At 69.1% G+C, this 25,685-nt stretch carries 26 protein-coding genes and 2 pseudogenes; 17 read left to right on the top strand and 11 right to left on the bottom strand.

Annotated features, from left to right (window positions below):
* The first annotated feature begins 59 nt into the window (after window positions 1-59).
* Window positions 60-197 carry an entericidin A/B family lipoprotein gene (locus tag ACE2AC_RS19425; RefSeq protein ID WP_375689391.1) on the top strand — a complete coding sequence of 46 codons (138 nt, stop codon included), beginning with the start codon at window positions 60-62 and terminating at the stop codon, window positions 195-197.
* Window positions 198-271: 74 nt separating this feature from the next.
* Here ACE2AC_RS19425 and ACE2AC_RS19420 read toward each other — a convergent pair whose 3' ends face one another.
* On the bottom strand, window positions 272-484 hold the full coding sequence (locus ACE2AC_RS19420; protein WP_375689389.1) for a dodecin: 213 nt from the start codon (window positions 482-484) through the stop codon (window positions 272-274).
* A gap of 56 nt (window positions 485-540) precedes the next feature.
* Window positions 541-972, bottom strand: coding sequence for a cytochrome b (locus tag ACE2AC_RS19415; protein WP_375689387.1), 432 nt, complete (start codon window positions 970-972; stop codon window positions 541-543).
* 368 nt (window positions 973-1,340) lie between these two features.
* Here ACE2AC_RS19415 and ACE2AC_RS19410 point away from each other — a divergent pair, with 368 nt between their 5' ends.
* Window positions 1,341-1,826, top strand: coding sequence for a transposase (locus tag ACE2AC_RS19410; protein WP_375689385.1), 486 nt, complete (start codon window positions 1,341-1,343; stop codon window positions 1,824-1,826).
* A gap of 393 nt (window positions 1,827-2,219) precedes the next feature.
* On the opposite strand, the pseudogene lepA reads toward ACE2AC_RS19410, so the two are convergent.
* Window positions 2,220-4,023 (bottom strand): annotated as a pseudogene (lepA, locus tag ACE2AC_RS19405) (translation elongation factor 4).
* 111 nt (window positions 4,024-4,134) lie between these two features.
* Between lepA and ACE2AC_RS19400 the strand changes: the two are divergent.
* Window positions 4,135-4,308, top strand: a complete 174-nt coding sequence (locus ACE2AC_RS19400; RefSeq protein ID WP_375689383.1) for a hypothetical protein — start codon at window positions 4,135-4,137, stop codon at window positions 4,306-4,308.
* 39 nt (window positions 4,309-4,347) lie between these two features.
* On the opposite strand, the gene ACE2AC_RS19395 is transcribed toward ACE2AC_RS19400, so the two are convergent.
* On the bottom strand, window positions 4,348-5,046 hold the full coding sequence (locus ACE2AC_RS19395; RefSeq protein WP_375689381.1) for a hemerythrin domain-containing protein: 699 nt from the start codon (window positions 5,044-5,046) through the stop codon (window positions 4,348-4,350).
* A gap of 131 nt (window positions 5,047-5,177) precedes the next feature.
* Here ACE2AC_RS19395 and ACE2AC_RS19390 point away from each other — a divergent pair, with 131 nt between their 5' ends.
* Together ACE2AC_RS19390 and ACE2AC_RS19385 are read left to right on the top strand one after the other, a co-directional pair.
* Window positions 5,178-6,104, top strand: a complete 927-nt coding sequence (locus tag ACE2AC_RS19390) for a LysR family transcriptional regulator (RefSeq protein ID WP_375689379.1) — start codon at window positions 5,178-5,180, stop codon at window positions 6,102-6,104.
* A gap of 60 nt (window positions 6,105-6,164) precedes the next feature.
* Window positions 6,165-6,929, top strand: coding sequence for an MBL fold metallo-hydrolase (locus tag ACE2AC_RS19385; protein ID WP_375689378.1), 765 nt, complete (start codon window positions 6,165-6,167; stop codon window positions 6,927-6,929).
* Between the two features lie 70 nt (window positions 6,930-6,999).
* On the opposite strand, the gene bla is transcribed toward ACE2AC_RS19385, so the two are convergent.
* Window positions 7,000-7,881, bottom strand: coding sequence for a class A beta-lactamase (bla, locus tag ACE2AC_RS19380; RefSeq protein WP_375689376.1), 882 nt, complete (start codon window positions 7,879-7,881; stop codon window positions 7,000-7,002).
* Window positions 7,882-8,021: 140 nt separating this feature from the next.
* Here bla and ACE2AC_RS19375 point away from each other — a divergent pair, with 140 nt between their 5' ends.
* On the top strand, window positions 8,022-8,909 hold the full coding sequence (locus ACE2AC_RS19375) for a LysR family transcriptional regulator (RefSeq protein WP_375689374.1): 888 nt from the start codon (window positions 8,022-8,024) through the stop codon (window positions 8,907-8,909).
* 188 nt (window positions 8,910-9,097) lie between these two features.
* Window positions 9,098-9,409, top strand: a complete 312-nt coding sequence (locus ACE2AC_RS19370) for a hypothetical protein (RefSeq protein ID WP_375689372.1) — start codon at window positions 9,098-9,100, stop codon at window positions 9,407-9,409.
* A gap of 4 nt (window positions 9,410-9,413) precedes the next feature.
* Here the strand turns inward: ACE2AC_RS19370 and ACE2AC_RS19365 are convergent, their stop codons facing one another.
* A complete protein-coding gene (locus tag ACE2AC_RS19365; protein ID WP_375689370.1) occupies window positions 9,414-9,878 on the bottom strand; it encodes a low molecular weight protein-tyrosine-phosphatase in 465 nt (154 codons plus the stop codon).
* 65 nt (window positions 9,879-9,943) lie between these two features.
* The gene (locus tag ACE2AC_RS19360) at window positions 9,944-10,720 is read right to left on the bottom strand and encodes a hypothetical protein (RefSeq protein ID WP_375689368.1); all 777 of its coding nucleotides are present in this window, start codon (window positions 10,718-10,720) and stop codon (window positions 9,944-9,946) included.
* 165 nt (window positions 10,721-10,885) lie between these two features.
* Here ACE2AC_RS19360 and ACE2AC_RS19355 point away from each other — a divergent pair, with 165 nt between their 5' ends.
* The 7 genes from ACE2AC_RS19355 to ACE2AC_RS19325 all read left to right on the top strand — a co-directional run bounded on the left by ACE2AC_RS19355 (window position 10,886) and on the right by ACE2AC_RS19325 (window position 18,378).
* The gene (locus ACE2AC_RS19355; RefSeq protein WP_375689366.1) at window positions 10,886-11,641 is read left to right on the top strand and encodes an NAD-dependent deacylase; all 756 of its coding nucleotides are present in this window, start codon (window positions 10,886-10,888) and stop codon (window positions 11,639-11,641) included.
* Between the two features lie 116 nt (window positions 11,642-11,757).
* Window positions 11,758-12,804 (top strand): rod shape-determining protein, encoded by a 1,047-nt coding sequence (locus ACE2AC_RS19350; RefSeq protein WP_375689364.1) that lies wholly within the window; start codon window positions 11,758-11,760, stop codon window positions 12,802-12,804.
* 81 nt (window positions 12,805-12,885) lie between these two features.
* Window positions 12,886-13,818: a rod shape-determining protein MreC gene (gene mreC, locus ACE2AC_RS19345; RefSeq protein WP_375689362.1), complete on the top strand. Its 933-nt coding sequence runs from the start codon at window positions 12,886-12,888 to the stop codon at window positions 13,816-13,818.
* On the top strand, window positions 13,811-14,362 hold the full coding sequence (locus ACE2AC_RS19340; protein ID WP_375689360.1) for a rod shape-determining protein MreD: 552 nt from the start codon (window positions 13,811-13,813) through the stop codon (window positions 14,360-14,362). The genes mreC and ACE2AC_RS19340 overlap by 8 nt, the downstream gene beginning before the upstream one ends.
* Window positions 14,359-16,311, top strand: a complete 1,953-nt coding sequence (mrdA, locus tag ACE2AC_RS19335; RefSeq protein ID WP_375689358.1) for a penicillin-binding protein 2 — start codon at window positions 14,359-14,361, stop codon at window positions 16,309-16,311. Before ACE2AC_RS19340 ends, mrdA begins: the two co-directional genes overlap by 4 nt.
* On the top strand, window positions 16,298-17,446 hold the full coding sequence (gene rodA, locus ACE2AC_RS19330) for a rod shape-determining protein RodA (protein ID WP_375689356.1): 1,149 nt from the start codon (window positions 16,298-16,300) through the stop codon (window positions 17,444-17,446). The genes mrdA and rodA overlap by 14 nt, the downstream gene beginning before the upstream one ends.
* A complete protein-coding gene (locus tag ACE2AC_RS19325) occupies window positions 17,443-18,378 on the top strand; it encodes an NAD(P)-dependent oxidoreductase (RefSeq protein WP_375689354.1) in 936 nt (311 codons plus the stop codon). Before rodA ends, ACE2AC_RS19325 begins: the two co-directional genes overlap by 4 nt.
* Window positions 18,379-18,453: 75 nt before the next feature.
* Here the strand turns inward: ACE2AC_RS19325 and ACE2AC_RS19320 are convergent, their stop codons facing one another.
* From ACE2AC_RS19320 to ACE2AC_RS19305, 4 genes and pseudogenes are all read right to left on the bottom strand, one after another.
* Window positions 18,454-19,008, bottom strand: coding sequence for a hypothetical protein (locus ACE2AC_RS19320; protein ID WP_375689352.1), 555 nt, complete (start codon window positions 19,006-19,008; stop codon window positions 18,454-18,456).
* A 347-nt stretch (window positions 19,009-19,355) separates the two neighbouring features.
* Complete coding sequence (locus ACE2AC_RS19315) at window positions 19,356-20,897, bottom strand: tripartite tricarboxylate transporter permease (protein WP_375689350.1); 1,542 nt, start codon at window positions 20,895-20,897, stop codon at window positions 19,356-19,358.
* Window positions 20,898-20,907: 10 nt separating this feature from the next.
* Window positions 20,908-21,339: a tripartite tricarboxylate transporter TctB family protein gene (locus ACE2AC_RS19310; RefSeq protein ID WP_375689348.1), complete on the bottom strand. Its 432-nt coding sequence runs from the start codon at window positions 21,337-21,339 to the stop codon at window positions 20,908-20,910.
* A 79-nt stretch (window positions 21,340-21,418) separates the two neighbouring features.
* Window positions 21,419-22,412 (bottom strand): annotated as a pseudogene (locus tag ACE2AC_RS19305) (Bug family tripartite tricarboxylate transporter substrate binding protein).
* Window positions 22,413-22,571: 159 nt separating this feature from the next.
* Between ACE2AC_RS19305 and ACE2AC_RS19300 the strand changes: the two are divergent.
* From ACE2AC_RS19300 to ACE2AC_RS19290, 3 genes are read left to right on the top strand one after another with little or no spacing between them, the layout of a single operon-like run.
* Window positions 22,572-23,246, top strand: a complete 675-nt coding sequence (locus ACE2AC_RS19300) for a response regulator (protein WP_375689346.1) — start codon at window positions 22,572-22,574, stop codon at window positions 23,244-23,246.
* Entirely contained in the window at window positions 23,239-24,615 is a 1,377-nt protein-coding gene (locus ACE2AC_RS19295) for a sensor histidine kinase N-terminal domain-containing protein (protein ID WP_375689344.1), read from the top strand. Before ACE2AC_RS19300 ends, ACE2AC_RS19295 begins: the two co-directional genes overlap by 8 nt.
* Complete coding sequence (locus tag ACE2AC_RS19290) at window positions 24,612-25,679, top strand: ABC transporter substrate-binding protein (protein WP_375689342.1); 1,068 nt, start codon at window positions 24,612-24,614, stop codon at window positions 25,677-25,679. Before ACE2AC_RS19295 ends, ACE2AC_RS19290 begins: the two co-directional genes overlap by 4 nt.
* Window positions 25,680-25,685 lie beyond the last annotated feature (6 nt).

Below are 25,685 nucleotides of genomic sequence, written 5' to 3'. Positions count from 1 at the left end.
CGGCGGGGTCTGGCCGGTTGAGGCTCCGAGATCGGAAAAGCTCAGACCAGGAGTGTACCATGACCAGACTTCTCATCCTCATCGCCACCCTTGGCGCCCTTGCCGCCTGCGAGACGGTTGAAGGCGCAGGCCGCGACATGCAGAACGCGGGCCAGGCCGTCGAACGCGAGGCGCAGCAGGCGCAGGTCGACGGCTGAACGGACGGACCTGGCGACGTGCCGAACCGGCGGGGCGAACCTTTGCCCCGCCTTTTTTGTGTCTTTTCCCGGCCTTAGCGGTCGAGCCGGAACCCCAGCTTGACCCCGACCTGGAAGTGGCCGACCTGGCCGCCCTCGCCGACATGGCCGCGGATCTGCGTGACCTCGAACCATTCGAGGTTGCGGATGCTCTGCGCCGCGGCCGCGACCGCGTTGCGGATCGCCTCGTCCACCGAGTTGGGCGAGGAGCCGTAGACCTCGGTGACGGGATAGACGTGATCTGACATGGGACCCTCCTCCTTCTGGCGGAGAAGGTAGCGCGGCGCGGGGGCCGCGCCAGCGGTCAGGGCCGCATCCGGGCCAGGAGCCCGTCGCGCCGCACGATCTGGTGGTAGAGCACGGCCAGCACGTGCAGGCCGATCAGCACCAGCAGAAGCGTCTTCAGCACCTCGTGCGCCGCCCCTGCCCCGGTCGCGCCGAGGAACCAGGCGGCCGCCCCCGAGGCCGGGACCAGCAGCATCAGGGCATAGAGCGCCCAATGGATCAGCCCCGCCGTCCGCGCCATCCAGGCGGGCGTTCCGGCCGGCGGCGGAGGGCTGCCGCGGGTCAGGCGGAGGGCGAGGCGCCAGAGGGCGAAGGCCAGCACGAGCAGGCCCGGCACGATATGCACGAGCGCGCCCGAGGTCGCGGTGGCGGTGCCGGTCTGGCGGAAGGCGCGCCAGGCGGCCTCGATCCCGTCGTGGAAGAGGTACTGCACCGCGATCAGGGCGAACACCGCCCAATGAAGGAGACTCTGGCTGCGGGAATAGGCACTTGGCATGATGCACTCCGGTCTGGATCAATGCGGATGATACGGCCGGCGCGGCGGGTTCCGTCGCGGGGAGAGGTTGACGAATGATCCCGGCGCCGCGCGATGGAGGTGGGTGGTGCGGCGGGCGACTCGGGGCCCGTGGCCTTGTTAACAAGGGGTTTGGCGGCGTTTTCGGGACGTCGGTATGACGTCGGTATTGCGTCGGTATCGCGTCGGTGTCCGCGGCGCTGCAGGGCCGCGTTAACGGGGCGGACGGGACGGAGCCGCGGCTTGCGACCGGGAGCCCGGAGGCGGTTAACGAAGTCTCAACCAATTGGCGCCGATCCTGCGCCATGTCCCGCTATCGCCGGCCGCGGATCGGCGGCGCCTCGATCTTCTTCACGGTGGCCCTCGCCCGGCGGGGGGATGACCTTCTCTTGCGCGAGATCGCGCTGCTGCGCGCGGCGATGGCACGGACCCGGGCCGAGCGCGGGTTCCGCATCGACGCCTGCGTGGTGCTGCCGGATCACCTGCATTGCGTCTGGACGTTGCCCGAGGGGGACGCGGATTACCCGACGCGGTGGCGGCTGATCAAGGCGCGGTTCTCGCGCGGGGTGCCGATCGGAGAGCGCCGGGCCAGCCACTGCCGCCGCGCGGAACGCGGGATCTGGCAGCGGCGCTACTGGGAACATCACATCCGGGACGAGGCGGATCACGCGGCGCACGTGCGGTATTGCTGGATGAACCCGGTGAAGCACGGGTTTGTCGAGGCCCCGGAGGAGTGGCCGTTCTCGTCGATCCATCGGGACATTGCGACGGGGCGGAGGTGGGCGAGGTGATCGGGGCGGGCAGCCAAGTGTGGTAGGGTGCGTGATCTCACGCACCGGGCCGGGACGGCGGGGGTGTGCGGTGCGTGCGAGCACGCACCCTACGGGCCGGTAAGGCTCGTATCCGAGGCGGCCGAGCGGTGGAGCGCGTCGTAGGGTGCGTGATTTCACGCACCGTGGCGCGACAGTTGGGGCGTGAGGTGCGTGCGAGCACGCACCCTACGGGGCGGCAAGGCCCGTATACGAGCGGGCCGCGCGGTGGAGCGTGTCGTAGGGTGCGTGATTTCACGCACCGTGGCGCGACGGCGGGGGTGTGAGGTTCGTGCAAGCACGCACCCAACGGGGTGTAAGGCCCTTATCCGAGAGGGCCGCGCGGCCGCGGTCACTAACGCGTCACCCGGGCCGTCAGCTGTCCATCTTGAGCGCCGAGATGAACGCCTCTTGCGGGATGTCGACCTTGCCGAACTGGCGCATCTTCTTCTTGCCCGCCTTCTGCTTCTCCAGGAGCTTGCGCTTCCGCGTCGCGTCGCCGCCGTAGCATTTCGCGGTCACGTCCTTGCGGAGCGCGGCCAGCGTCTCGCGGGCGATCACCTTGCCGCCGATGGCGGCCTGGATCGGGATCTTGAACATGTGGCGGGGGATCAGCTCCTTGAGCTTTTCGCACATCGCCCGGCCGCGCATCTCGGCGCGGTCGCGGTGGACCATCATCGACAGCGCGTCGACCGGTTCGTCGTTCACCAGGATCGACATCTTGACGAGGTTGTCCTCGCGGTAGCCGAGCAGCTGGTAGTCGAAGCTGGCGTAGCCCTTGGTCACCGATTTCAGCCGGTCGTAGAAGTCGAAGACGACCTCGTTCAGGGGCAGGTCATAGACCACCAGCGGACGGGTGCCGGCATAGGTGAGTTCGAGCTGGATGCCGCGGCGGTCCTGGCAGAGCTTGAGCACGTCGCCGAGGTAGTCGTCGGGCACCATGATGGTGGCCTTGATCCGCGGCTCCTCGATATGGTCGATATAGGTCACATCGGGCATGTCGGCGGGGTTGTGCAGGTCCTGCACGGTGCCGTCCTTCATGTGCAGGTGATAGATCACCGAGGGCGCGGTGGTGATCAGCTCGATGTCATACTCGCGCTCGATCCGGTCGCGGATCACCTCGAGGTGCAGGAGGCCGAGGAAGCCGCAGCGGAAGCCGAAGCCGAGGGCGGCCGAGGTCTCCATCTCGAAGGTGAAGGAGGCGTCGTTCAGCGCCAGCTTCTCGATCGCGTCGCGCAGGTCCTCGAATTCGGCGCTGTCGACCGGGAAGAGGCCGCAGAACACCACCGGGATCGACGGCTTGAAGCCGGGCAGCGCGGTTTCGCAGCCCTTCTTCTCGGTCGTGATGGTGTCGCCGACGCGGGTGTCGCGCACCTGCTTGATCTGCGCGGTGATATAGCCGATCTCGCCCGGCCCGAGCTCGGGCACCTCGACCATCTTGGGCTTGTAGACGCCGAGGCGGTCGATCTCGTAGACGCCGCCGGTGCGCATCATGCGGATGCGCTGGCCCTTTTTCAGGACGCCGTCGATGACGCGGACGATGACGACGACGCCGAGGTAGGGGTCGTATTTCGAATCGACCAGCATCGCCTTCAGCGGCTTGTCGCGCTCGCCCTCGGGCGGGGCGGGCAGCCGGGTGACGATGGCCTCGAGCACGTCGGGAATGCCGATGCCGGTCTTGGCCGAGATCAGCACCGCGTCCGAGGCGTCGATGCCGATGACATCCTCGATCTGTTCTTTCACCCGCTCGGGTTCCGAGGCGGGCAGGTCGATCTTGTTCAGGACCGGGACGATGTCGTGGTCCGCGTCGATCGCCTGGTAGACGTTGGCAAGCGTCTGCGCCTCGACGCCCTGGGTGGCGTCGACCACCAGCAGCGAGCCCTCGACCGCCTGCATGGAGCGGGAGACCTCGTAGGCGAAGTCGACGTGTCCGGGGGTGTCGATCAGGTTCAGGACGTAGGTCTTGCCGTCCTTGGCCGGGTACTCGATGCGGACGGTGTTCGCCTTGATGGTGATCCCGCGCTCGCGCTCGATGTCCATCGAGTTCGAGGAGCTGTTCCTGCATGTCGCGTTCCGCGACGGTGCCGGTGAGCTGGATCAGCCGGTCGGCCAGGGTGGATTTCCCGTGGTCGATGTGGGCGACGATGGAGAAGTTGCGGATCAGGGATCTGTCGGTCATGGCTCGCCCCATTACCAGAGGTCCCGGAGGCTTGGAAGATGGCTTGAACGCGGCCATGTTGGGAACACGCAAGGTCACGGGCGGGGCGCCGCCGCAACCGGAGGGACCGGGATGAGACTGGGCGGGACAATCGCGATCGGGGTGTTGATCGGCGTGGCCATCGGCCTGGCGACGGGGAGCCCGTGGCTCTGGACCGCGATCGGGGCCGGTGTCGGGCTGGTCCTGGCGATCCTGCGCCACGACAAGGACCAGGACGAGGCCACGGACGACGGCGACCCCGACTGAGGCCCGCGCCCCGGCCGTGTGGCGGGACGCGGGGGCGGGTCAGGCGGGCTGCGGGGCCAGCAGCGCCTCGATCCGGGCGAAGCGGACCGGCGGCAGCGCCGGTGCGACAGCCGCCGCGAGGAAGCCCGAGAAAACCTCGGGCGGCATGGCGTGTCGCATCTCGGACAGCATCCCGGCCAGTTCCGGCGTGCTGAGCGCGGGGGCCATCAGCGCCATGGTGCGGGTCATGTCGGCGGGGTCAATCTTGGCAATGATGCGACCCTCGATCGCACGCAGGTCGTCATCGCCGAACAGCCGGTGCATGGCGCCGAGCAGGTGGGTTTCCTCTTCGGCCATATGCTCGATATCCTCGGCCGCGAAGAGGGCGTAGCGGAAGTAGAGCCGCTGCCCGGCGGTGTCGCGCGCGGGGCCGGTTGCGGTTTCGACGGCGCGGGCGAGGCTTTCGAGCTCGGCAAAGGCCTGTTCATGGTGGTCGTGTCCCTCGTGGGCGGTGTCGGAGCTGCCGGGTTCGGCGGCCTCAAGTGCGGGGTGGATGAAGGTCTCTTCGCCGTTCAGGTGGTTCGCCGCCATCGCGAGGAACCCGCGCAGCGCGGTGAGCGCGGCGGCGGTTTCGTCCGGGTCCTGCCAGTCGGTGGCCGTGAGCTGCGCGATCAGCCGGGCGTGGCCAAGGCGCAGGGTCTTGTGAATCGCATAGTACATGTTGTGCCGCCCGGGGACGGGCGGGGTGTATCCGGTCATTGAAATATCTCCTGTAAAATGGGGCCCACGGCCACCGTGGCGTTTCTCTAATCCAGTAGCGCGACGGCGATAATCGGCGTAATTTCCACTTCACCATTCGGCAGGCGCGGATAATGGATCAGCTGCGCGCGATGCGCGTTTTCGTCCGGGTTGTGGAGCGCGGCAGCTTTTCGGCCGCGGCCGCCGATCTGCACCTCTCGCACGGCATGGCGTCGACCGTGGTGAAGGAGATCGAGGCGGACCTGGGCGTTCAGCTGCTGCGCCGCACCACCCGGCGGATGGCCCTGACCGAGGAAGGCACGGCCTATTACGACCGGGCGGTGGCGATCCTGGCCGAGGTCGACAGCCTGCGCGACCACCTGGGCGCCGGGCGGGACGTGGTGAGGGGGCGGGTCACGCTGCAGGCGCCGGTGGCCTTTGCGCGCCTGGTGCTGGCGCCGTCGCTCGACCAGCTGCGCGAGCGCTACCCCGAGCTGGAGCTGGCGGTGCTGGGGCGCGACCAGATGCCGGACATGATCGTCGAGGGGATCGACCTGCTGCTCTTCACCGGCGCCCTGCCCGACAGCGGGCTGATGGCGCGGACGCTTGCGACCTTTCCGGTCGTGACGGTGGCCGCGCCCGGCTACCTCGACCGGCACGGCGTGCCCGAAACGCCGGAGGCGCTGGCCGGTCACCGGCTGATCAACATCCTGTCGGCCACCAACCGCCGGCCGCTCGACTGGCGGTTCCGGGAGGGCGAGCGGACCGAGCTGCGGCGCCTGCACGCGCCGCTGTGCCTGGAGAGCAGCGAGGCGGCGGTGGCGGCCGCGGTGGCGGGGGCCGGGATCGTGCAGAACGTGTCCTACGTCGTGGCAGAGGCGCTGGCGGCGGGCCGCCTGGTCGAGATCCTGCCGCGCTGGCGCGATCGCGGGGCGGACCTGCAGCTGGTGTCGCGCCAGTCCACCGCGGGGCCCAACCGGCTGCGCGCGGTGGCCGAGCACCTGGCCGACCTGGCGGCGACCCGTCGCCGCGACGACCTGCGGATCCTCGACGCCGGCGCCGCCGCAACGGAATCGTGACCTGACTTTGCGGGCGCGCGCGCTACCCTCTGCGGGACCGTGAACCTCAGGGAGAGAGAGATGATCACGCGACGCAGACTGCTTGCCACCGGCGCGGCCGTGACCGGCGCCAGCGTAATCCTGCCCTATGCCGCGATGGCGCAGGCGGGCACGAGCCAGAGCTATGATGCCGCCGACGGGCCGGTGACGATCTCGCCGATCGCCCACGCCTCGTTCGTGATGGAGACGCCGATCGGCACGATCTACAACGATCCGGTCGGCGATGCCGCACAGTACGAGGGCCATCCCGCGCCCGACCTGATCCTGATCACCCACGAGCATGGCGATCACTACGACGCCGACACGCTGGCGGCGCTGGTGGGGCCGAACACGCAGCTGGTGACCAACCCGGCGGTGTTCGAGATGCTGCCCGACGGGCTCAAGGCGCGGGCGACGGCGCTGGCCAACGGCGAGGAGACCAACATCCTCGGCCTGGGGATCCAGGCGATCCCGGCCTACAACACCACCGAGGACCGGCTGCAGTACCACCCGCAGGGGCGCGACAACGGCTATGTCCTGGGTTTCGACGGGCTGCGGGTCTACATCGCGGGCGACACCGAGGACATTCCCGAGATGCGGGCGCTGACCGACATCGACGTGGCCTTCGTGCCGTTCAACCTGCCCTACACGATGACCGAGGAACAGGCGGCGTCGGCGGTGGCCGAGTTCCAGCCGGCCTTTGTCTATCCCTACCACTACCGCGACAGCGACCCCGAGAAGTTCGCCGCCCTGCTGGGCGACACGGATGCCGAGACCGAGGTGGTCATGGGACCGTGGTACGGCTGAGCCCCGCCGGGTCGTGACAATCCCTCCCGCGCGGGCCGGGTCCGGTCCGCGCGGGGTTTTCCCTGTGCTGTCAGGTGCCGATCACGGCGACCACGGCGGCGCCCAGCTCCTGCAGCGCGGCGTTGCGGGTGGCGACATCGGCCTCGAGATCCGCGAGCATCAGTACGGCGATCCAGGGCGCCCTGCCCGGCGGCGTGATGACGGCCACGAGGTTGCGGTTGCGCTCGCCTGCCCCCGACTTGTCGAGGATGTCCCAACCGGCAGGCGCGCTGGCCCGCAGGAGGGCGCCGGTCACGCCGCCGGGGCGCATCCATTCGGCCATCTGCGCGCGCGAGCCGGGGCTGAGCGCGTCCTCGATCAGGATCGCCCACAGCGTGTCGGCCATTGCCACGGGCGTGGTGCTGTCGCGGGGATCGCCGGGACCGGCAGAGTTGAGGTCGGGCTCGACCCGGTCGAGGCGGCTGACCGGGTCGCCGATGTCGCGGAAGAACTGGGTCACCTCGGCCGGGCCGCCAAGCGCCCCGATCAGCAGGTTCGCGGCGGTGTTGTCGCTCATGTCGATGGCGGCGAGGCACAGTTCGGACAGCGTCATGCTGCCGCCGACCCGGGTTTCGGCGACCGGGGCATAGGACAGCAGGTCGTCGCGCGTGACCGGCAGCGTCTGCGACAGCCGCAGGAGGCCCGCGTCGCGGCGGGCGAGGATGGCGGCGCAGACCGGCACCTTCACGGTGCTGTTCATCAGGAAGCGTTCGTCGGCACGGTGCGTCCAGTTCCGGTCGGACCCGGTGTCGACGAGGGCGACGCCGACGCGGGCGCCGAGGCGCGCCTCGATCCCAGCGACGGTCTCGGCCAGGGCGTTGAACGACGGCTGGGCCTGCGCCGGCGCCGCGAGGGACAGGGCAAGGGCGATCCCCGCCGCGATGCGCGACGGGACGAGGGCGGTGAACCGCATGGGGGTGTCCTTTTCGGAAGGGCGCGCAGGGGCGCCGGGGAGGTTCGACATCAAGTGATGTCATGGCACCTGAGTAATCGAGCTTGCCAGCCGCGCTCAAACGACAAATCTTATGACCTGCCATTAGCCGAGGTAATGCCATGGACCGTCCCGACCTGCCCCTGAACGCGTTGCGGGTGTTCGAGGTCGCGATGCGGCAGGGCAGCTTTACCAAGGCCGCGACCGAACTGCGGGTGACCCAGGCGGCGGTCAGCCACCAGATCGCCCGGCTGGAGGACCTGCTGGGCGTGACGCTGTTCCTGCGCACCTCGCAGGGGCTGGTGCCGACCGACGAGGGGCGGCTGCTGTTCCCGGTGCTGGAACACGGATTTGACGCCATGGCGCGGGTGCTCGACCGGCTGGGCGGGCGGCGCGACATCGAGGTGCTGTCGGTGGGCGTGAACACGACCTTTGCCCTGGGCTGGCTGATGCCCCGGCTCGACGCCTTCCGCGAGGCGCACCCCGAGATCGACCTGCGGATCGCGACCAACAACAACCGGGTGGAGATCCTGCGCGAGGGGCTCGACATGGCGATCCGCTTCGGCACCGGCGGCTGGACCGGGCACGAGACGATCCCGCTGATGGCGACGCCATTCGCCCCGCTCTGCGCGCCCGAAATGGCGGCGCGGCTGCGGGACCCGGCGGACCTGGGACAGGTGACCCTGCTGCGCAGCTATCGCAGCGCCGAATGGCCGGGCTGGTTCGCCGCCGCGGGCACCCCCTGCCCGCCGATCACCGGCGCGGTTTTTGACAGCTCGGTCGCGCTGGCCGAACTGGCCGCGTCGGGCGCCGGCGCCGCCCTGCTGCCGGTGGCGATGTTCGAGCGGTTCGTCGCGCAGGGCCAGCTGGCGCAGCCCTACGGGATCACCGTGTCGGTTGGGCGGTACTACCTTGCCTGGCCGTCGGACCGGGCCACGACGCGGGCGATGACCACCTTTGCCCGCTGGCTGAGCGGCGCGGCCCCGGCGGATGCGGCGGCCCGCGCCTGAGCGGGCTGCGGGGCCGGAGGGGGTGCCGCAAAGCCATCACAGCCGCGTGAGACCTTGGCGGGCCGCATGAAGACCAATTGCGAAAATACCGGAATCATTGCATATTGCCGGGCACAACCGAGCGGGCAGATAAGCCCGCCGAGCAGTACCGAAGCGGCCGGGACAGGCCGCATGGCAAAGAGGCACAAATGAGATTTCTGATCCCCGCGGCGGGCGCAGCCGTCGTTGCTATTTCCCTGACCATGAACGCGGCGCAGGCCGGGCCGATTTCCCGCGCCTGCCTGTCGAGCGACCGCGCCGGCGGCAACAGCGCGCTCTGCGGCTGCATCCAGTCGGTGGCGAACATGACGCTGAACGGGTCCGACCAGGCGCGTGCGGCGCAGTTCTTTACCCAGCCGGACCTGGCCGAGACCGTGCGCATGTCGAAGGCGTCGAACGACAGCACCTTCTGGCAGCGGTACGAACAGTTCGGCCAGATCGCGACCGCCACCTGCTCCTGACCCGTCAGAGCCGGGCCGCGAGGCCCCGGGCGCAGGCCTCGATCAGGTCGAGCGCCCCGTCGAAATCCCCGGTGTAATAGGGATCGGGCACCGCCCGCGCGCCGGTTTCCGGCGCGTGGTCGGTGAAAAGCACCACCGGCACGTCATTCTCGGCGGGCCGCAGCCGCTCGATCCCCGCCAGGTTGTCCTCGTCCATCGCGACGATCAGGTCGAACTCCTCGAAATCCCGCGCCGTGAACTGGCGCGCGCGCAGCGCCGAGAGGTCGTAGCCGCGGGCGCGGGCGGCCTCCTGCATGGGCGGATAGGGGGCCTCGCCCACGTGCCAGCTGCCGGTGCCGGCGCTGTCGAGCACGAGGTCCCGCCCGCCGGTCATCGCGCGCATCACGCCCTCGGCCGCGGGCGAGCGGCAGATATTGCCGAGGCAGACGAAGAGGATCGCGCGGGGGCCGGGGTTCGGGGGGTGGTCCATGGCACCGTGATACGGCAAATCGCGGCTTTGCGATACTGGGAACGGTGGCCCGCCGGGGCCGCGGATCACGCGGCGTAGGTCAGGCGGACGCCCTTGGCCGTGCAGTCCTTGATCAGCGAGCCGGTGCTGAGCGCGATGTCCTGTGCGACCTGCAGCTTGGCGCGTTCGTTGTCGAGGAAGGTGGCGTCGAAGTCGCGCGACAGGTGGACCGAGACGTAGGTCCGGCCGTCGAACGCCTCTTGGCTGAAGTACCAGCTGGCGGTGTAACCGCCGATGTCGGTGTAGCGGCTGGTGGCCCATTCGAGCTTGGCGCGGATCTCGTCCACCGCCTCGGGCCGGTCCGCGGGGACGTAGTAGGACACCGTGATCTCGCCCACGTTGAGCTGGCAGCGCATGATGACGTCCCCGTCGGCGGACCGGACCCGGTAGAAGGCGAAGGGCTCGCCCGAATTGTGCCGGATCGCGATCTTGGTGGCCGACTTGCGCTGGTTGTCCCGGATCAGGCGCCGGCTGAACCTGGCATCGCTCCAGGGCTTTTCGGCCGCGATCGGGTAGCCGATGAAGACCAGCGTGCCCGGCAGGGTGCGGGCCAGGAACTCGTCGGCCTTCACCTTGACGCCCAGTGCGCCGATGTCCTTTTCCGAGAAGAAGACCAGCAGCGCGATGGCCAGCCCCGAGGCGGAGATCTGGCCCAGCGAAAGGCTGACCAGGACCCAGGTTTCCTTGGCCGTTTCGGCATAGCGCCAGGTGAAGTAGACCGCGAGCGCGAGGGTCGACGTCAGCGCGCCGATACAGACCACCCGCACCCATATCGGGGTGAATACAAACCTCTGTTCCGTCATGCTGCCCGGCCTGCTAGCCTTGTCTCGTGATTTCTTGGGATTGCCGCGCCGATCCGAGCGGCGCGGGCAATTCCCGTGTGTGCATAGAGGCTTGGCCGGTGCGTTTCAACCGCGACGGGCACCGGGCCGGCCAGCAGGACGCGCGAGTGCGGAACAGGAAGGCTGATGGACAAGATCGTGATACTGACCGGGGCCGGGATCTCGGCCGAGAGCGGGCTGGGCACCTTCCGCGGGGCCGGCGGCCTGTGGGAGGAGAAGCGGATCGAGGACGTCGCCACGCCCGAGGGGTTTGCCCGCGATCCGCAGATGGTCACCGATTTCTACAACATGCGCCGGGGCAAGCACCGGGAGGTGCAGCCCAATGCCGCGCACGAGGCGCTGGCGCGGCTGCAGCGCGACTATCCCGGCGAGGTGGTGATCATCACCCAGAACGTCGACCGGCTACACGAGCGCGGCGGCTCGGCCGGGGTGATCCACATGCACGGGGTGCTCGACGGGCTTCTGTGCAACGCCTGCGGGCATCGCTGGGACTGGCCGTTCGAGCGCAAGCTGGACCTGCGCACACCCTGCCCCCGCTGCGGGCTGGCCCCCACCCGGCCCGACGTGGTCTGGTTCGGCGAGATGCCGTATTTCATGGACGAGATCGACGCGCACCTCAGCGGATGCGACCTGTTCGTGGCCATCGGCACGAGCGGCAACGTCTATCCGGCCGCGGGTTTCGTGCAGTATGCGAACGCGGTCGGGGCCGACACGCTGGAGATCAACCTTGACGCGAGCGAGGTCAGTTCGATTTTCGCCCGCAAGATCCGGGGAAGGCCAGCGAGACGGTTCCCGCATGGGTCGACGAGGTGCTGTCCCGGGCGGGTTGACATTTGCCCCGAAGACGGTCCCGGCCGTGGCGTTCCGGCATATTCACGCTGATTTGGCCCCGCGACCCCCTTTCTTTCAAAGGACTCCCACGACTATAAGTGCTGACGGTCTGTGCCCCCCGAGTTGCAGACCAGTTGGGGTATGGATACGGGCAGGACAACATACATATGGGACTTTTCGACAAGATGCCGGGTGTCTTTTCGTCGGACATGGCGATTGACCTCGGAACGGCGAACACGCTCGTCTACGTGAAGGGCAAGGGCGTCATCCTGTCCGAACCCTCGGTCGTCGCGTACCACGTCAAGGACGGGGTCAAGAAGGTCCTCGCCGTTGGCGAAGACGCGAAGCTGATGCTGGGGCGGACGCCGGGATCGATCGAGGCCATTCGCCCCATGCGGGAAGGCGTCATCGCGGATTTCGACACCGCCGAGGAAATGATCAAGCACTTCATCCGCAAGGTGCACAAGCGCTCGACCTTCTCGAAGCCGAAGATCATCGTCTGCGTGCCGCACGGCGCGACCCCGGTCGAGAAGCGCGCGATCCGCCAGTCGGTGCTGTCGGCGGGCGCACGTCGCGCCGGGCTGATCGCGGAACCGATCGCCGCGGCCATCGGGGCCGGGATGCCGATCACCGACCCGACCGGCAACATGGTCGTCGACATCGGCGGCGGCACCACCGAGGTGGCCGTCCTGTCGCTGGGCGACATCGTCTATGCCCGTTCGGTCCGCGTCGGCGGTGACCGGATGGACGAGGCGATCATCAACTACCTGCGCCGCCAGCAGAACCTGCTGGTGGGCGAAAGCACGGCCGAGCGGATCAAGACCTCGATCGGGACGGCGCGGATGCCCGACGACGGGCGCGGCCAGTCGATGCACATCCGCGGCCGCGACCTGCTGAACGGCGTGCCGAAGGAAACCGAGATCACCCAGGCGCAGGTCGCCGAGGCGCTGTCGGAACCGGTGCAGCAGATCTGCGAGGCGGTGATGACCGCGCTCGAAGCCACGCCCCCGGACCTGGCCGCCGACATCGTCGACCGCGGCGTGATGCTGACCGGCGGCGGTGCCCTGCTGGGCGACCTGGACCTTGCGCTGCGCGAACAGACCGGGCTGTCGGTGTCGATTGCTGACGAAAGCTTGAACTGCGTGGCACTGGGCACGGGCAAGGCGCTGGAATACGAAAAGCAACTGCGCCACGCGATTGACTACGACAGCTGAGCCGGGAGACTCGGTCCGAGGTCCTGAGCGTCCGGCGGACCGCCTCCGCCGGACGGTGCTTTTTCCACGCAAGGGGCTGCGATGGCACGAAACCGAGGACAGGAAGAGGATTATGTCGCTCCGCTGCGGCGCCTGTTGCTCGGGGTGTTCATCCTGTGCCTTGTCGCGATCTTCCTGGTCTGGCGGATCGACAGCCCGCGGGTGGAACGGTTCCGCGCGCAGGTGGTTGACAACGTGATGCCCGGGTTCGACTGGGCGATGGCCCCGGTCACCGCCACGGTCAACATCCTGCGCGATTTCCAGTCCTACCACCGGATCCACGAACAGAACCGCGAGCTGCGGCGCGAGCTGCAGCAAATGAAGGCCTGGAAAGAGGCGGCCCTGCAGCTCGAGCAGGAGAACGCCCGGCTGCTGGACCTCAACAACGTGCGGCTGGACCCGCGGCTGACCTACATCACCGGCGTCGTCATGGCCGACAGCGGATCGCCCTTCCGGCAGTCGGTGCTGCTGAACGTGGGCGCGCGCGACGGGATCGTCGACGGCTGGGCGGCGATGGACGGGATCGGGCTGGTCGGCCGGATCTCGGGCGTGGGCGACAGCACGGCGCGGGTGCTGCTGCTGACCGACACGTCGAGCCGGGTGCCGGTGACGATCCAGCCCTCGGACCAGCGGGCGATCCTGGCGGGGGACAATTCGAGCGTGCCGCCGATCGAGTTCCTGGAGGATCCGGACCTCGTGCGGCCGGGCGACCGGGTCGTGTCGTCGGGCGACGGCGGGGTGTTCCCGGCGGGCCTGCTGATCGGGCAGGTCGCGCAGGATCCGGGCGGGCGGCTGCGGGTGCGGCTGGCGGCGGATTTCGAGCGGCTGGAGTACCTGCGGGTGCTGCGGCACCTCGGATCGGAACGGATCGGCGATCCGGGCGACATCGTCGGCCCGGTGTTCCCGCCGCTGACGCCCGCCGACGAGGCCGCGGATGCCACCACCGCCCCGGCGGAGGATCCCGGCAATGGCTGAGAGCGTCACCCGCACCCCGCGCACCAAGCTCTGGCTGATGCGCGCGGTGTTCGTCCTGCTGGGGCTGGCGGTGATCCTGTTCAGCCTGATGCCGCTCGAGACGACGCCGCGCCGCTGGACGGGGCCCGACCTGCTGCTGGTGCTGGCCTGCGTCTGGACGCTGCGGCGGCCGGATTATGCGCCGGCGCTGGCGATCGGGCTGCTGATGCTGCTGGCCGACCTGATGTTCCAGCGCCCGCCGGGGCTGATGGCGGCGCTGGTGGTGCTGGCCTGCGAATGGCTCAAGGGCCAGGCGCGGACGATGCGTGACCTGCCGTTCCTGGCGGAATGGGCGGCTGCCGCGGGCGCGATGACGGCAGTGATCATCGGCTACCGGGTGATCCTGGCGATCTTTCTCGCGCCGCTGCCGCCGCTGACGCTGAGCCTGATCCAGCTGGTCGCCTCGATCCTCGCCTATCCGCTGGTCGTGCTGTTCTGCATCGCCTTCTTCGGGCTGAAGAAGCGCGCGCCTGGGGCAATGGACGGACTGGGAGGCCGGGCATGAAGCGCACCGCCAAGGACACCGCCGAAAGCAGCCGCCGGATCACCCGCCGCGGCCTGATCCTGGGTGGCGGGATGCTGGGCTTCATGGGCGTGCTGGCCGGGCGGATGCGCTACATGCAGGTCGAGCAGGCCGACGAGTTTCGCCTGCTGGCCGAGGAGAACCGCGTCAACATCCGCCTGATCCCGCCGATGCGGGGCGAGATCTTCGACCGCAACGGGCGGTCTATCGCGCGGAACGAACAGGCCTATCGCATCGTCATGGTGCGCGAGGATGCCGATGACGTGGACGAGGTGATCGCGCGGCTGAGCCGGCTGGTGCGGCTCGACCCCGACGAGCTGGACAAGGCGATGGCCGAGATGAAGCGGTCGGCCCCGTTCCTGCCGATCACCCTGGCCGACCGCGTCGGCTGGCACGACATCAGCCGGGTGGCGCTGAACGCCCCTGCCCTGCCGGGCATCACCCCCGAGGTGGGGCTGTCGCGGTCCTACCCGCTGGGCCAGGATTTCGCGCATATCGTGGGCTATGTCGGCCCGGTCAGCGACTACGACCTGTCCAAGATGGAAGACCCCGACCAGGTGCTGCGGATCCCGCGGTTCCAGATCGGCAAGGTCGGGCTGGAAGCCAAGATGGAGGACCAGCTCCGCGGCAAGGCCGGGGCCCGCCGGGTCGAGGTCAACGCCGCCGGCCGGGTGATGCGCGAGCTGTCGCGGCAGGAGGGCCTCGAGGGCACCAACCTGCAGCTGACCATCGACCACATGCTGCAGAACTATGTCCAGGCCCGCACCGCCGAGGAAAGCGCGGCCGCCGTGGTTATGGACGTCAAGAACGGCGACATCCTCGCCATCGGATCCTCGCCCAGCTTCGATCCGAACCTCTTCGTGCGCGGCATCTCGGTCGCCGACTACCGCAGCCTGACCGAGAACAAGTACCGCCCGCTGGCGAACAAGGCGGTGCAGGGCACATACCCGCCCGGATCGACCTTCAAGATGGTGGTCGCCCTGGCCGGGCTCGAGGCCGGGCTGATGAACGCCACCAAGAGCTATTACTGCCCCGGCCACCTGACCGTCAGCGGCCGCCGCTTCCACTGCTGGAAGCGCGGCGGCCACGGCACGGTGAACGTCGAAGGATCGCTGCAGCATTCCTGCGACGTGTTCTACTACGAGCTGGCGATGGAAGTCGGGATCGAGCGGATCGCCGAGATGGCGAAGAAGCTGGGCATCGGCATCCGCCACGACCTGCCGATGTCGGCGGTGGCCGAGGGGCTGATCCCGACCAAGGAGTGGAAGCAGGAGGTCCGCGGCGAGCGGTGGCAGATCGGCGACACGGTGAACGCCGCCATCGGCCAGGGCTTCGTGCTGGCCTCTCCGCTGCAGCTTGCGGTGATGACGGCCCGGATCGCCAGCGGCCGCGCGGTGGTGCCGCGGCTGGTGAAATCCATCGACACGATCGAGGAGCCTGTCGCCGAGGCGCCGAGCCTGGGGCTGAGCGAGAACAGCCTGCGGCTGGTGCGGAGCGGCATGAACCTGGTGTCGAACCACCAGCGCGGCACGGCCTATTCCAACCGGATCGAGCCCAAGGAATACCGCATGGCCGGCAAGACCGGCACCAGCCAGGTCCGCAACATCACCGCCGCCGAACGGGCGCGCGGGGTGACGCGGAACGAACAGCTGCCCTGGGAACGGCGGGACCACGCGCTCTTTGTCGACTTCGCGCCCTATGACAATCCGCGCATCGCCGTTGCGGTGGTGGTGGAACACGGCATGGGCGGGTCGACCGCCGCCGCGCCGATCGCGCGGGACATCACGCTGCAGGCGCTCTTCAACGGCGATCCGCCGCTGGATGCCTATCCGCGCAAGGACCACGGCCGGATCCAGACCCAGCAGGAGAAGCTGCGCGAGATGCGCCCGCCCGAGGACACCCGGGGCGCAGCCGCGCATGAGTTACCTTGAGTACAACGTCCAGTGGACCCCGACCGGCTGGCGCAAGATCCTCTACCTGAACTGGCCGCTGGCGCTGTTGTTGACCGCGGTGGCGAGCTTCGGGTTCCTGATGCTCTATTCCGTCTCGGGCGGGTCGTTCAGCCCCTGGGCGGAACCGCAGATAAAGCGGTTCGCCATCGGCATGGTCGGCATGGTGGTGATCGCGATGGTGCCGCTCTGGTTCTGGCGCAACATCTCGGGGGTGGCCTACCTCGGCTCGCTCGCGCTGCTCTTGGCGGTGGAGTTCTTCGGCTCCATCGGGATGGGGGCGCAGCGGTGGATCGACCTGGGCTTTTTCCGGCTGCAGCCATCCGAGCTGACCAAGATCACGCTGGTGATGTTCCTGGCCGCCTACTACGACTGGCTGCCCGTGCGGAAGGTGTCGCATCCGTTCTGGGTGCTGCTGCCGGTGATCTTCATCCTGCTGCCGACCTACCTCGTGCTGCACCAGCCCGACCTCGGGACCGCGATCCTGCTCTTGTCGGGCGGCGGGGCGATCATGTTCTTCGCGGGCGTGCACTGGGCCTATTTCGCCGCAGTGATCGCGGCGGGCGTGGGGCTGGTGACGGCGGTCTTCGAAAGCCGCGGGACCGAGTGGCAGCTGCTGAAGGACTACCAGTTCCGCCGGATCGACACCTTCCTCGACCCCTCGTCCGATCCGCTGGGGGCGGGTTATCACATCACCCAGTCCAAGATCGCGCTCGGCTCGGGCGGATGGGCCGGGCGGGGCTTCATGCAGGGGACGCAGTCGCGGCTGAACTTCCTGCCCGAGAAGCACACCGACTTCATCTTCACGACGCTCGCCGAGGAGTTCGGCTTCATCGGCGGGATGTCCCTCCTGGCGCTCTACGCGCTGATCATCGCGTTCTGCATATACTCGGCGCTGTCGAACTCGAGCCGGTACGGTTCGCTCCTGACGCTGGGCATCACGACGACCTTCTTCCTGTTCTTCGCCGTCAACATGTCGATGGTGATGGGCCTTGCCCCGGTTGTCGGCGTGCCGCTGCCGCTGGTGAGCTACGGCGGGTCGGCCATGCTGGTCCTGCTGGCGGCCTTCGGGCTGGTGCAGAGCGCCCATGTCCACCGACCCCGAGGCAGACGTTGACCATCAGTATCCTGTTCGCCGCCGGCGAAGCGCGCTGGCCGCAGTACGAAACCCCGCTGACCACGGCGCTGACCGCCGCAGGCATCACCGATGTCCGCATCGCGCGCGAGATGGCGCCCGAAGAGGTCGACTACATCGTCTATGCGCCGAACCCCGACCTTCAGGATTTCACGCCCTTCGTGAACGCCAAGGCGGTGCTGAGCCTCTGGGCCGGGGTCGAGGGGATCGTGGGCAACCGGACGCTGACCCAGCCGCTCTGCCGGATGGTGGACGACGGGCTGAAGGAAGGCATGGTCGAATGGGTCACGGGCCAGGTGCTGCGACATCACCTGGGGCTCGACGCCGTGCTGGCACGGCAGGACGGGACCTGGCGGCAGGACGTGCCGCCGCTGGCCCGGCACCGGCCGGTCGGGATGCTGGGGCTTGGCGAGCTGGGGGCGGCCTGCGCGCAGGCGCTGGCGGCGCTGAATTTCCCCGTCGCGGGCTGGAGCCGCAGCGCCAAGGACGTGGCGGGGGTGACCTGCCATCATGGCGAGGCGGGCCTGCGCGAGGTGCTGGCGGGGTCCGAGATCGTCGTCCTGCTGCTGCCGCTGACGGCGGCGACCGAGAACGTGCTGGACGCCGCCGCGCTGGCGTTGCTGCCGAAGGGCGCGGTGATCGTGAACCCGGGCCGCGGGGCGCTGATCGATGACGCGGCGCTGATCGCCGCGCTCGACGCGGGCCAGGTCGGGCACGCCACGCTCGACGTCTTTCGCACGGAGCCGCTGCCGGTCGATCATCCCTTCTGGGGCCATCCCGGGGTCACGGTCAGCCCGCACGTCGCATCGGAAACCCGGGCCGTGACAGCGGCCGAGGTGGTGGCAGAGAATGTTCGCCGCGGCGAGGCGGGCGAGGCGTTCCTGCACCTCGTCGATCGCGGCGCGGGGTACTGACGGGATTACGTCTGACCTGTGGATGACGAAAGGCGCAGCCCCCGGCCGCGCCTTTCATGTTGGTGCATGGCGGGTTCAGGCCGCGCGCTTGCGCCGCCGTCCGACCGCGACGAGACCGGCCAGCGCCATCGGCAGCAGCGCCAGCCCGGCCGGGACCGGGATCTCGGACGTGCGGACGATGAAGGCCCCCGCGCCGCCCCCGAACGGCGACAGCAATGCCGCGCCGGTGATCGAGTAGTTGCCGGGCGCCAGCGCGAAACTGGCCGACGAGAAGTTCGGATCGGCCAGCGCACAGCCGAGGTCGCTCCCGCAGCTGCTGCCGCCCACCGGAAGCGAGGTCTGGCCGAGGAAGGCACCGAAGTTGAACAGCTCGAACTGGTCGCCGGAAATGAAGGCGTCGGTCACGAACAGGGTGCCGGGCCGGATCAGCGTGAAGGTCCACGCCGGGTCGCCGACCTGGACGGCGGCGGGGTTGACCAGCGGGACGAAGCCGATCCCGCTCTCCAGTGCGGAGCCCGCGCCATCGAACCCGAATTCGAGCCAGGTGTCGGTGGGCACGGCGGTTGCGCTGGCGGCGGACGCGCTCAGCGTCGCGGCCAGGGCGAACAGGGCATTGCGTAGTTTGGACATTGTCTCCTCCAAATCGATTCAAGGGAAATGGGCTGACACGGGTCACTCGATACGGCACCGTATTACCGCTACGTCAACTACACCTTACTTTGCAAACAAAACCGTCTGCGCAATCTATGGTTTATCGCTATCAGGCCGCGGGATCGGGCGGCCGGCCATCGCGGGCATCACCGAAGTCGGGACAATTCTGGACATGGGGCCGGTATTGTTTCGCCAAGGGAAACCATTGCCGTGCGGACGGCTCGGCCGGGTCCACGCCCCGGTTGTCCTCGGCAGCCCGCTGAAACGGCAGAGGGGGCGCGGTTGCGCCCCCTCTGGTCACTGGCAGGTCCGTGAGTGTGGTCGGATCAGTCGACGATGCTGCCTTCGTCGTCGCGCGCCATCCGCATCCGGCGGCGCAGCACGCCCCCCACGAGGATCGGCAGGATGAACCCGATGATCGCGATCGACCACAGGATGATGGTCAGCGGAGAGCCGATCAGCACCCAGTAGTCCCCGTCGGCGATGTTGACGGCACGGCGGAAGTTCACCTCCATCTCGTTGCCGAGCAGCGTGCCGAGGATGATCGGCACCAGCGGCACGTCGAGCTTGCGCAGCACCCAGCCCATGATCCCGAAGAGGACCATGACCGTCAGGTCGAAGCTGGAACCCGAGATGCCGTAGATCCCGACGAAGGAGATCATCGCGACGATCGGCATCAGGATGCGCGGCGGCACCAGCAGGACGCGGGTGAAGATGCCGACCATCGGGATGTTCATCGCCAGCAGCATGAAGTTGGCGATGAAGAGCGCCGCGATCAGGCCCCAGACCACGTCGGGGTTCTGCGTGAAGAGCAGCGGGCCCGGCGTGATGTTGAGTGCCAGCAGCACCGCGAGCAGGACCGCCGTGGTGCCCGAGCCCGGCACGCCGAGCGCCAGCATCGGGACCAGCGCGCCACCGGCGGCGGCGTTGTTGCCCGCCTCGGGGGCGGCCACGCCGCGCGGGTCGCCGGTGCCGAAGGTGCCTTCCTTGTCGACCAGGCGCTTTTCCATCGAGTAGGAGATGAACGAGCCCAGCGAGGCGCCCGCCCCCGGCAGCACGCCGGCGATGAAGCCGAGGATCGTGGTACGGCCCATGGTCGGGATGCAGGAGCGGATCAGGCCCCAGGACGGGATGATCTTGCCGACCTCCATCTTGGGCTTGTTCGAGATGTCGCGCTCGGTCCCGCGGTGTTCAAGGAAGATGAACACCTCGGACAGGGCGAAGAGCCCGACGATGGCGACGAGGAAGTCGATCCCGTCGTAGAGGTGCACCTCGCCGAAGGTGAAGCGCGGCACGCCGGTCTGGGTGTCGATGCCGATCATCGCCAGGCCGAGGCCGAGCGCGGCGGCAAAGGCCGATTTCGCCTGGTTGGTGGACGAGATGCCGCCGAGCGTGGCGAAGGCCAGCGCGAAGAGGGCGAAGTATTCCGCCGGGCCGAAGAGCAGCGCGACCTTGACGAGCTGCGGCGCCAGCAGGACGAGGCCCCAGGTGGCGAAGAAGGCGCCGACGAAGGAGGCCACGCCCGACAGCGCCAGCGCCTCGCCCGCCCGGCCCTTCTGGGCCATCGGATAGCCGTCGAGGCAGGTCATCATCGCCGGTTCATCACCGGGAATGTTCAGCAGGATCGAAGAGATCCGCCCGCCGTACATGGCGCCGTAGTAGACGGATGTCAGCAGGATCAGCGAGGGCGTGGCGCCGAGGCCGAGCGTGAAGGCCAGCGGGATCAGGATGGCGACGCCGTTCGACGGGCCGAGGCCCGGCAACGCGCCCATGATGGTGCCGAGGAAGCAGCCCATCAGCGCCAACGCCAGGTTCTGCCAGGTGATCGCGACGGCGAAACCGTCGGCGAGGTTGGACATCAGTTCCATGGGGCTCTCCTCAGAAACCGAAGGGGCCGCGGGCGAGGCTGAGGCCAAGCAGCAGGCGGAAGATGACGTAGATGCCGACCGAGGTGCCGACGCCGATCAGCACGCTTTCCAGCGGGCGCGATCCGAGGCGCCAGGTCAGGTAGGCGGCGGCGATGGCGGTGGCGATGAGAAAACCAAAGGCCGGCAGGGCCTGGGCGTAGGCGAACATCACCAGCGCGGCGAGGCCAATCTCGGCCAGGCGGCCGGCCGTGGGCCAGTCGGGTTCCGGGTCGGGCTTGACCAGGAAGTAGATCGAGGCGAGGCCCATGACGGCCGCGATGATGTAGGGAAAGACCTTGGGCCCGACGATGTCGGACAGGAAGCTTTCCTGGATGATGGATGCCTGCCAGGCGAAGAAGATGGCAAGGACCAGGCCGATCCCGCCAAAGATGCGGTCGCTCATGCGGACCCCTCCCGGACTCGGTGAAACTGGGGCGCCTCCGGCCCGCGGGGGCCGAAGGCGCCGGGTGCGCGATGCGCGGTTACTGCAGGATGCCGATCTCGCGCGAGAGGTCCTGGATCGACTGGACCGACTCGGCGACGAAGGCCTGGAACTCGTCCCCCTGCAGGTCGAGCGGCGCGAGGCCGTTGTTGGCCATCACGGTCTGCCACTCCTCGCTGGAATAGAGCGAGTTCGAGCTGGGCGACCCAGTAGTCATAGGCCGCGTCGCTCATGCCGCCCGGGGCGTAGAAGCCGCGCCAGTTCGCGCCGATGGCGTCGATCCCCTGCTCGCGCGCGGTCGGGAACTCGGCGAACTCGCCTTCCAGCCGCTCGGGGGCGAGGACGGCGACGACCTTGATGTCACCCGACTCGACGAAGCCCTTGGCTTCGGACAAGTCGCCGGTGAAGGCCTGGAGCGAACCTGCCAGGAGCTGGGTCACCGCCTCGCCGCCGCCCGCGAAGGCGATGTACTTGACGCGGCGCACGTCGTCGACGCCCGCTTCCTTGGCCGCGATCAGGACCTTCAGGTGGTCCCAGCCGCCGACGGCCGAACCGCCGCCGATGGCGATCGAGGTCGGGTCTGCCTTGATCTGCTCCATCAGCTCGGGCAGCGTGCTGATCTCGCTGTCGGCGGCCACGGCGATCACGCCGTAATCCGCGCCGACCGATCCCAGCCAGCGGACCTGGTCCATCGTGTTGCCCGGGAAGGCGTTCTGCGCCAGCCGGGTTGCGGTGGCGGACGAGGCCGCGACGATCAGGTCGTTGTCCTCGTTACGCTTGTTCACCACCTCGGCGAAGGCTACGCCGCCGCCGCCGCCCGACAGGTTCACGACCTGCATGGTGGACGGGATGAGGCCGAGGTCCTGCAGGGTCTTGCCCACCTGGCGGCAGGTGAAGTCCCAGCCGCCGCCCGGGTTGGCGGGGGCGATGCATTCCGGGTTCTCGGGGGTGAAGTCCTGGGCCGCGGCCGCGAAGGGCGCGCAGGCGAGGAAGGCAGCGGCGGCCAGGCCGCGCCGGAGTGTCGTGAATTCCATGTGTCTCCTCCACATCATTCGGGGGCCCCACTCAGCCGGGGCCCGACGAGGGGCGACCATAGGCAGCGAACCTGTCGTGAACCTGTCATGTGCCAGCGCAGGCGGCGCTTTTCCCGCCGCGCCCCGCGGGATATGGTGTGCGCTGCAGGGGAGTGGCGGATGCGCGTGCTGATCATCGAAGACACGGCCGACGTGGGCGATGCCGTGGTGGCCAGCCTCGAACGGGCGGGATTTGCCTGCGACCTGGCACCGACGCTGGAGGAGGCCGCCGATTTCCTGGCGGTGCAGACCTACGACGCCCTGGTGCTGGACATCAGCCTGCCGGATGGCGACGGGCGCGGCCTGCTGAAGCGGCTGCGCGCCCGCGGCGACGGCACGCCGGTCCTGATCCTGACCGCCGAGTTCGAGGTCGAGGCGCGGGTCGAGGCGCTGAATTCCGGCGCCGACGACTACCTGGTGAAGCCGTTCGACCTGCGCGAGCTCGAGGCGCGGCTGCGGGTGCTGATCCGGCGCGAGACCGGGCGCTCGAACAGCCAGATGCGGCTGGCCGACCTCGTCTTTGACCCGGCCGCGCGGGTGGTGCGGATCGGCGACGCTCCGGTGCACATGACCCGGCGCGAGATGACGCTTCTGAACCTGATGATGTCCCACCGGGGCCAGATCCTGTCGAAGGAACGGCTGTTCGAGGGGATGTTCTCGTTCGACCGCGCCGAGGTGGGCACCAACACGGTCGAGCTTTACATCGCGCGGCTGCGCAAGAAGCTGGCCGGGTCGCAGGCGCGGATCGAGACGCACCGCGGCCTCGGCTACCGGATGGATGCCGAGGATGACTGAGACCACCGGCGTCCGCGCGACGCTGTCGCTCAAGGCCCGGGTGGCGCTGGCGGTGTCCTCGGTGCTGATCCTCGGCGGTGCGGTGGTGCTGGTCACCGCGCTGGCCTATGGCCGGGAGGCCGCGCGCGAGGCCTATGACCGGCTGCTGCTGGGGGCCGCGGCGGACATCGCGACCTCGATCTCGATCCGCGACGGGCAGGCGCTGGTGGACTTGCCGGTGTCGGCCTTCGAGCTGCTGTCGCTCGCGCCCGACGACCGCATCCGGTACCGCGTGGTCGGGCCGGACGGCATGACGCTGACCGGCGATCCGACCGCGCCGCTGCCGGACGGGGACGCGGACGGAGAGGCCGTGTTCTACGACGCCCGCTTTGGCGTGGAACCCGCCCGCTACGTCGCGCTGACCCGCCGGTTCGCCGAGCGCAGCTTTTCCGGGCCGGTGGTGATCGTCGTGGGGCACACGCTGCTGGCGCGCCGCGACCTGGCCCGTGACACCGCGCAGAACGCGCTGATCGTGCTGGGGGCGGCGGGGGCGCTGATGGCGCTTTTCGGCTGGCTGGTGGTGAGCCGGGCGTTGCAGCCCCTGCCCCGGATCGGCGCGGCGCTGGCGGCGCGGGAACCGACGGACCTGACGCCGCTGTCGCTGTCCGCTCCGCAGGAGATCGCGGGCATCCTGACATCGCTCAACACCTTCATGGCGCGGCTGGAACGGCAGAGCGTCGCGACCGGCAAGCTGATCGGCGACGCCGCGCACCAACTGCGCACGCCGGTGGCCGCGATCCGGGCGCAGGCCCAACTGGCGGCGAGCGAGCCCGACCCCGAGCGGCGCGACCGCATCGTGGCGCGCATCCAGGACCGCGCGGCGGGGCTGGGGCGATTGCTGGACCAGTTGCTGAGCCGGGCGATGATCATCCACCGGGCGGACACCGAACCGGCCACGCCGCTCGACCTGCGGGACGTGGCGGTCGAGATCGTCGAGGCCTGCGACGACCTCGTGTTACAGGCCGGGACCGAGGTCGAGCTTGAGCTGGCGGATGCCCCGGTGCCGGTGACGGGCGACGCGTTGTCGCTGGCCGAGGCGGGCAAGAACCTGTTGACCAACGCCCTGCGCCACGGCCAGCCGCCGATCCGCTTGGGGGTGAGCGACGGCGCACGCCCGAGCCTCTGGGTCAGCGACTGCGGCCCCGGCCCGTCCGAGGCGATCGTGGCCGATGCGGGCCTGCGTTTTGCACATACCGGCGGCGCGGGCGGCAGCGGCATCGGCCTGGCGATTGCCCGCGAGGTCGCCGAGGGGCACGGCGGCGAGATCCGGATGTCGCGCGCGCCCGGTCGCTTCACCGTTGAATTGATCCTGCCGAGGCGCGGGCGATGAGGTGGCTGGCGTTTCTCTGGCTGGCCCTCGCCCTGCCCGCCGCCGCGCAGGAGGTCGAGCTGACCCGCATGCTCGGCCCGGCGGATGCGGCGCACACGGTGGTGGTGCGCAGCCCGACCGACCTGTCGGTCCTGGGGCCGGTGATCGAGGACTACCTGGCGACCCGGCCCGACACGCGAATCCGCTATGAACAATGGGGGTCGAACGACCTCTTTGCGCTGTCGGTGGCCGATTGCGTCGCCGGTGAGCCCGGTGCCGACCTCGTGATCAGCTCGGCCGTGCACCACATGGTGTCACTGGTGAACGAAGGCTGTGCCTCGTCCTACCAGTCCGAGGAAACCGCCCGGCTGCCCGCCGCGCTGCGCTGGCGCGACCAGCTCTGGGGCGTGACGCGGGAACCGGCGGTCATGGTCTACAACCGCGCCCGGGTCGCCCCCGACGAGGTGCCGCGTTCGCGCTTTGCGCTGCTGGACCTGCTCCGGCCCGCCGACAGCCGCTTTGCCGGGCGGGTGGCGACCTACGACATCGAGGAATTGGGCGTCGGCTTCCTGCTGGCCTTCAGCGACTCGCTCGAGGCGACGACCTTCGGCGGCCTGATGGAGGCCTTCGGGCGCAGCGGGTCGGTGGCGACCTGCTGCTCCGCCGAGATCATCGACGCGGTGGCGGCGGGTGATTTCCTGGTGGCCTACAACGTCCTCGGCTCGTACGCACTGCAACGGGCGCGGCGCGATCCGAACCTCGGCATCGTCGCGCCAGAGGATTACACCCTGATCCTGGCCCGCGCCGCGATGATCCCCGACGGCGCCGCCGAGGCCGCCGCGGCGCAGGACCTGGTGGATTTCCTGCTTTCGCCCGAGGGGCAGGCCCAGCTCGAGGCGCGCGACCTGATCGTGCGGCTAGGCGAGGGCGACGGCAGCGCGATCGAGGTCAGCGGCACGGCCGAGACGCTGGAACGCCCGATCGGGTTGCATCCGTCCCTCCTCGTCGCGCTGGATGCCGACAAGCGCGAGATCTTCACCCGCCGCTGGCGCGACGCCTTCCCGCAGCTGATGTTCGCGCCGTGAAACCCG

Origin of the sequence: Pseudooceanicola sp. LIPI14-2-Ac024 (assembly GCF_042188925.1) — a bacterium.
GTDB lineage: Bacteria > Pseudomonadota > Alphaproteobacteria > Rhodobacterales > Rhodobacteraceae > Pseudooceanicola.
This window is presented reverse-complemented; position numbering and strand designations above follow the sequence as displayed.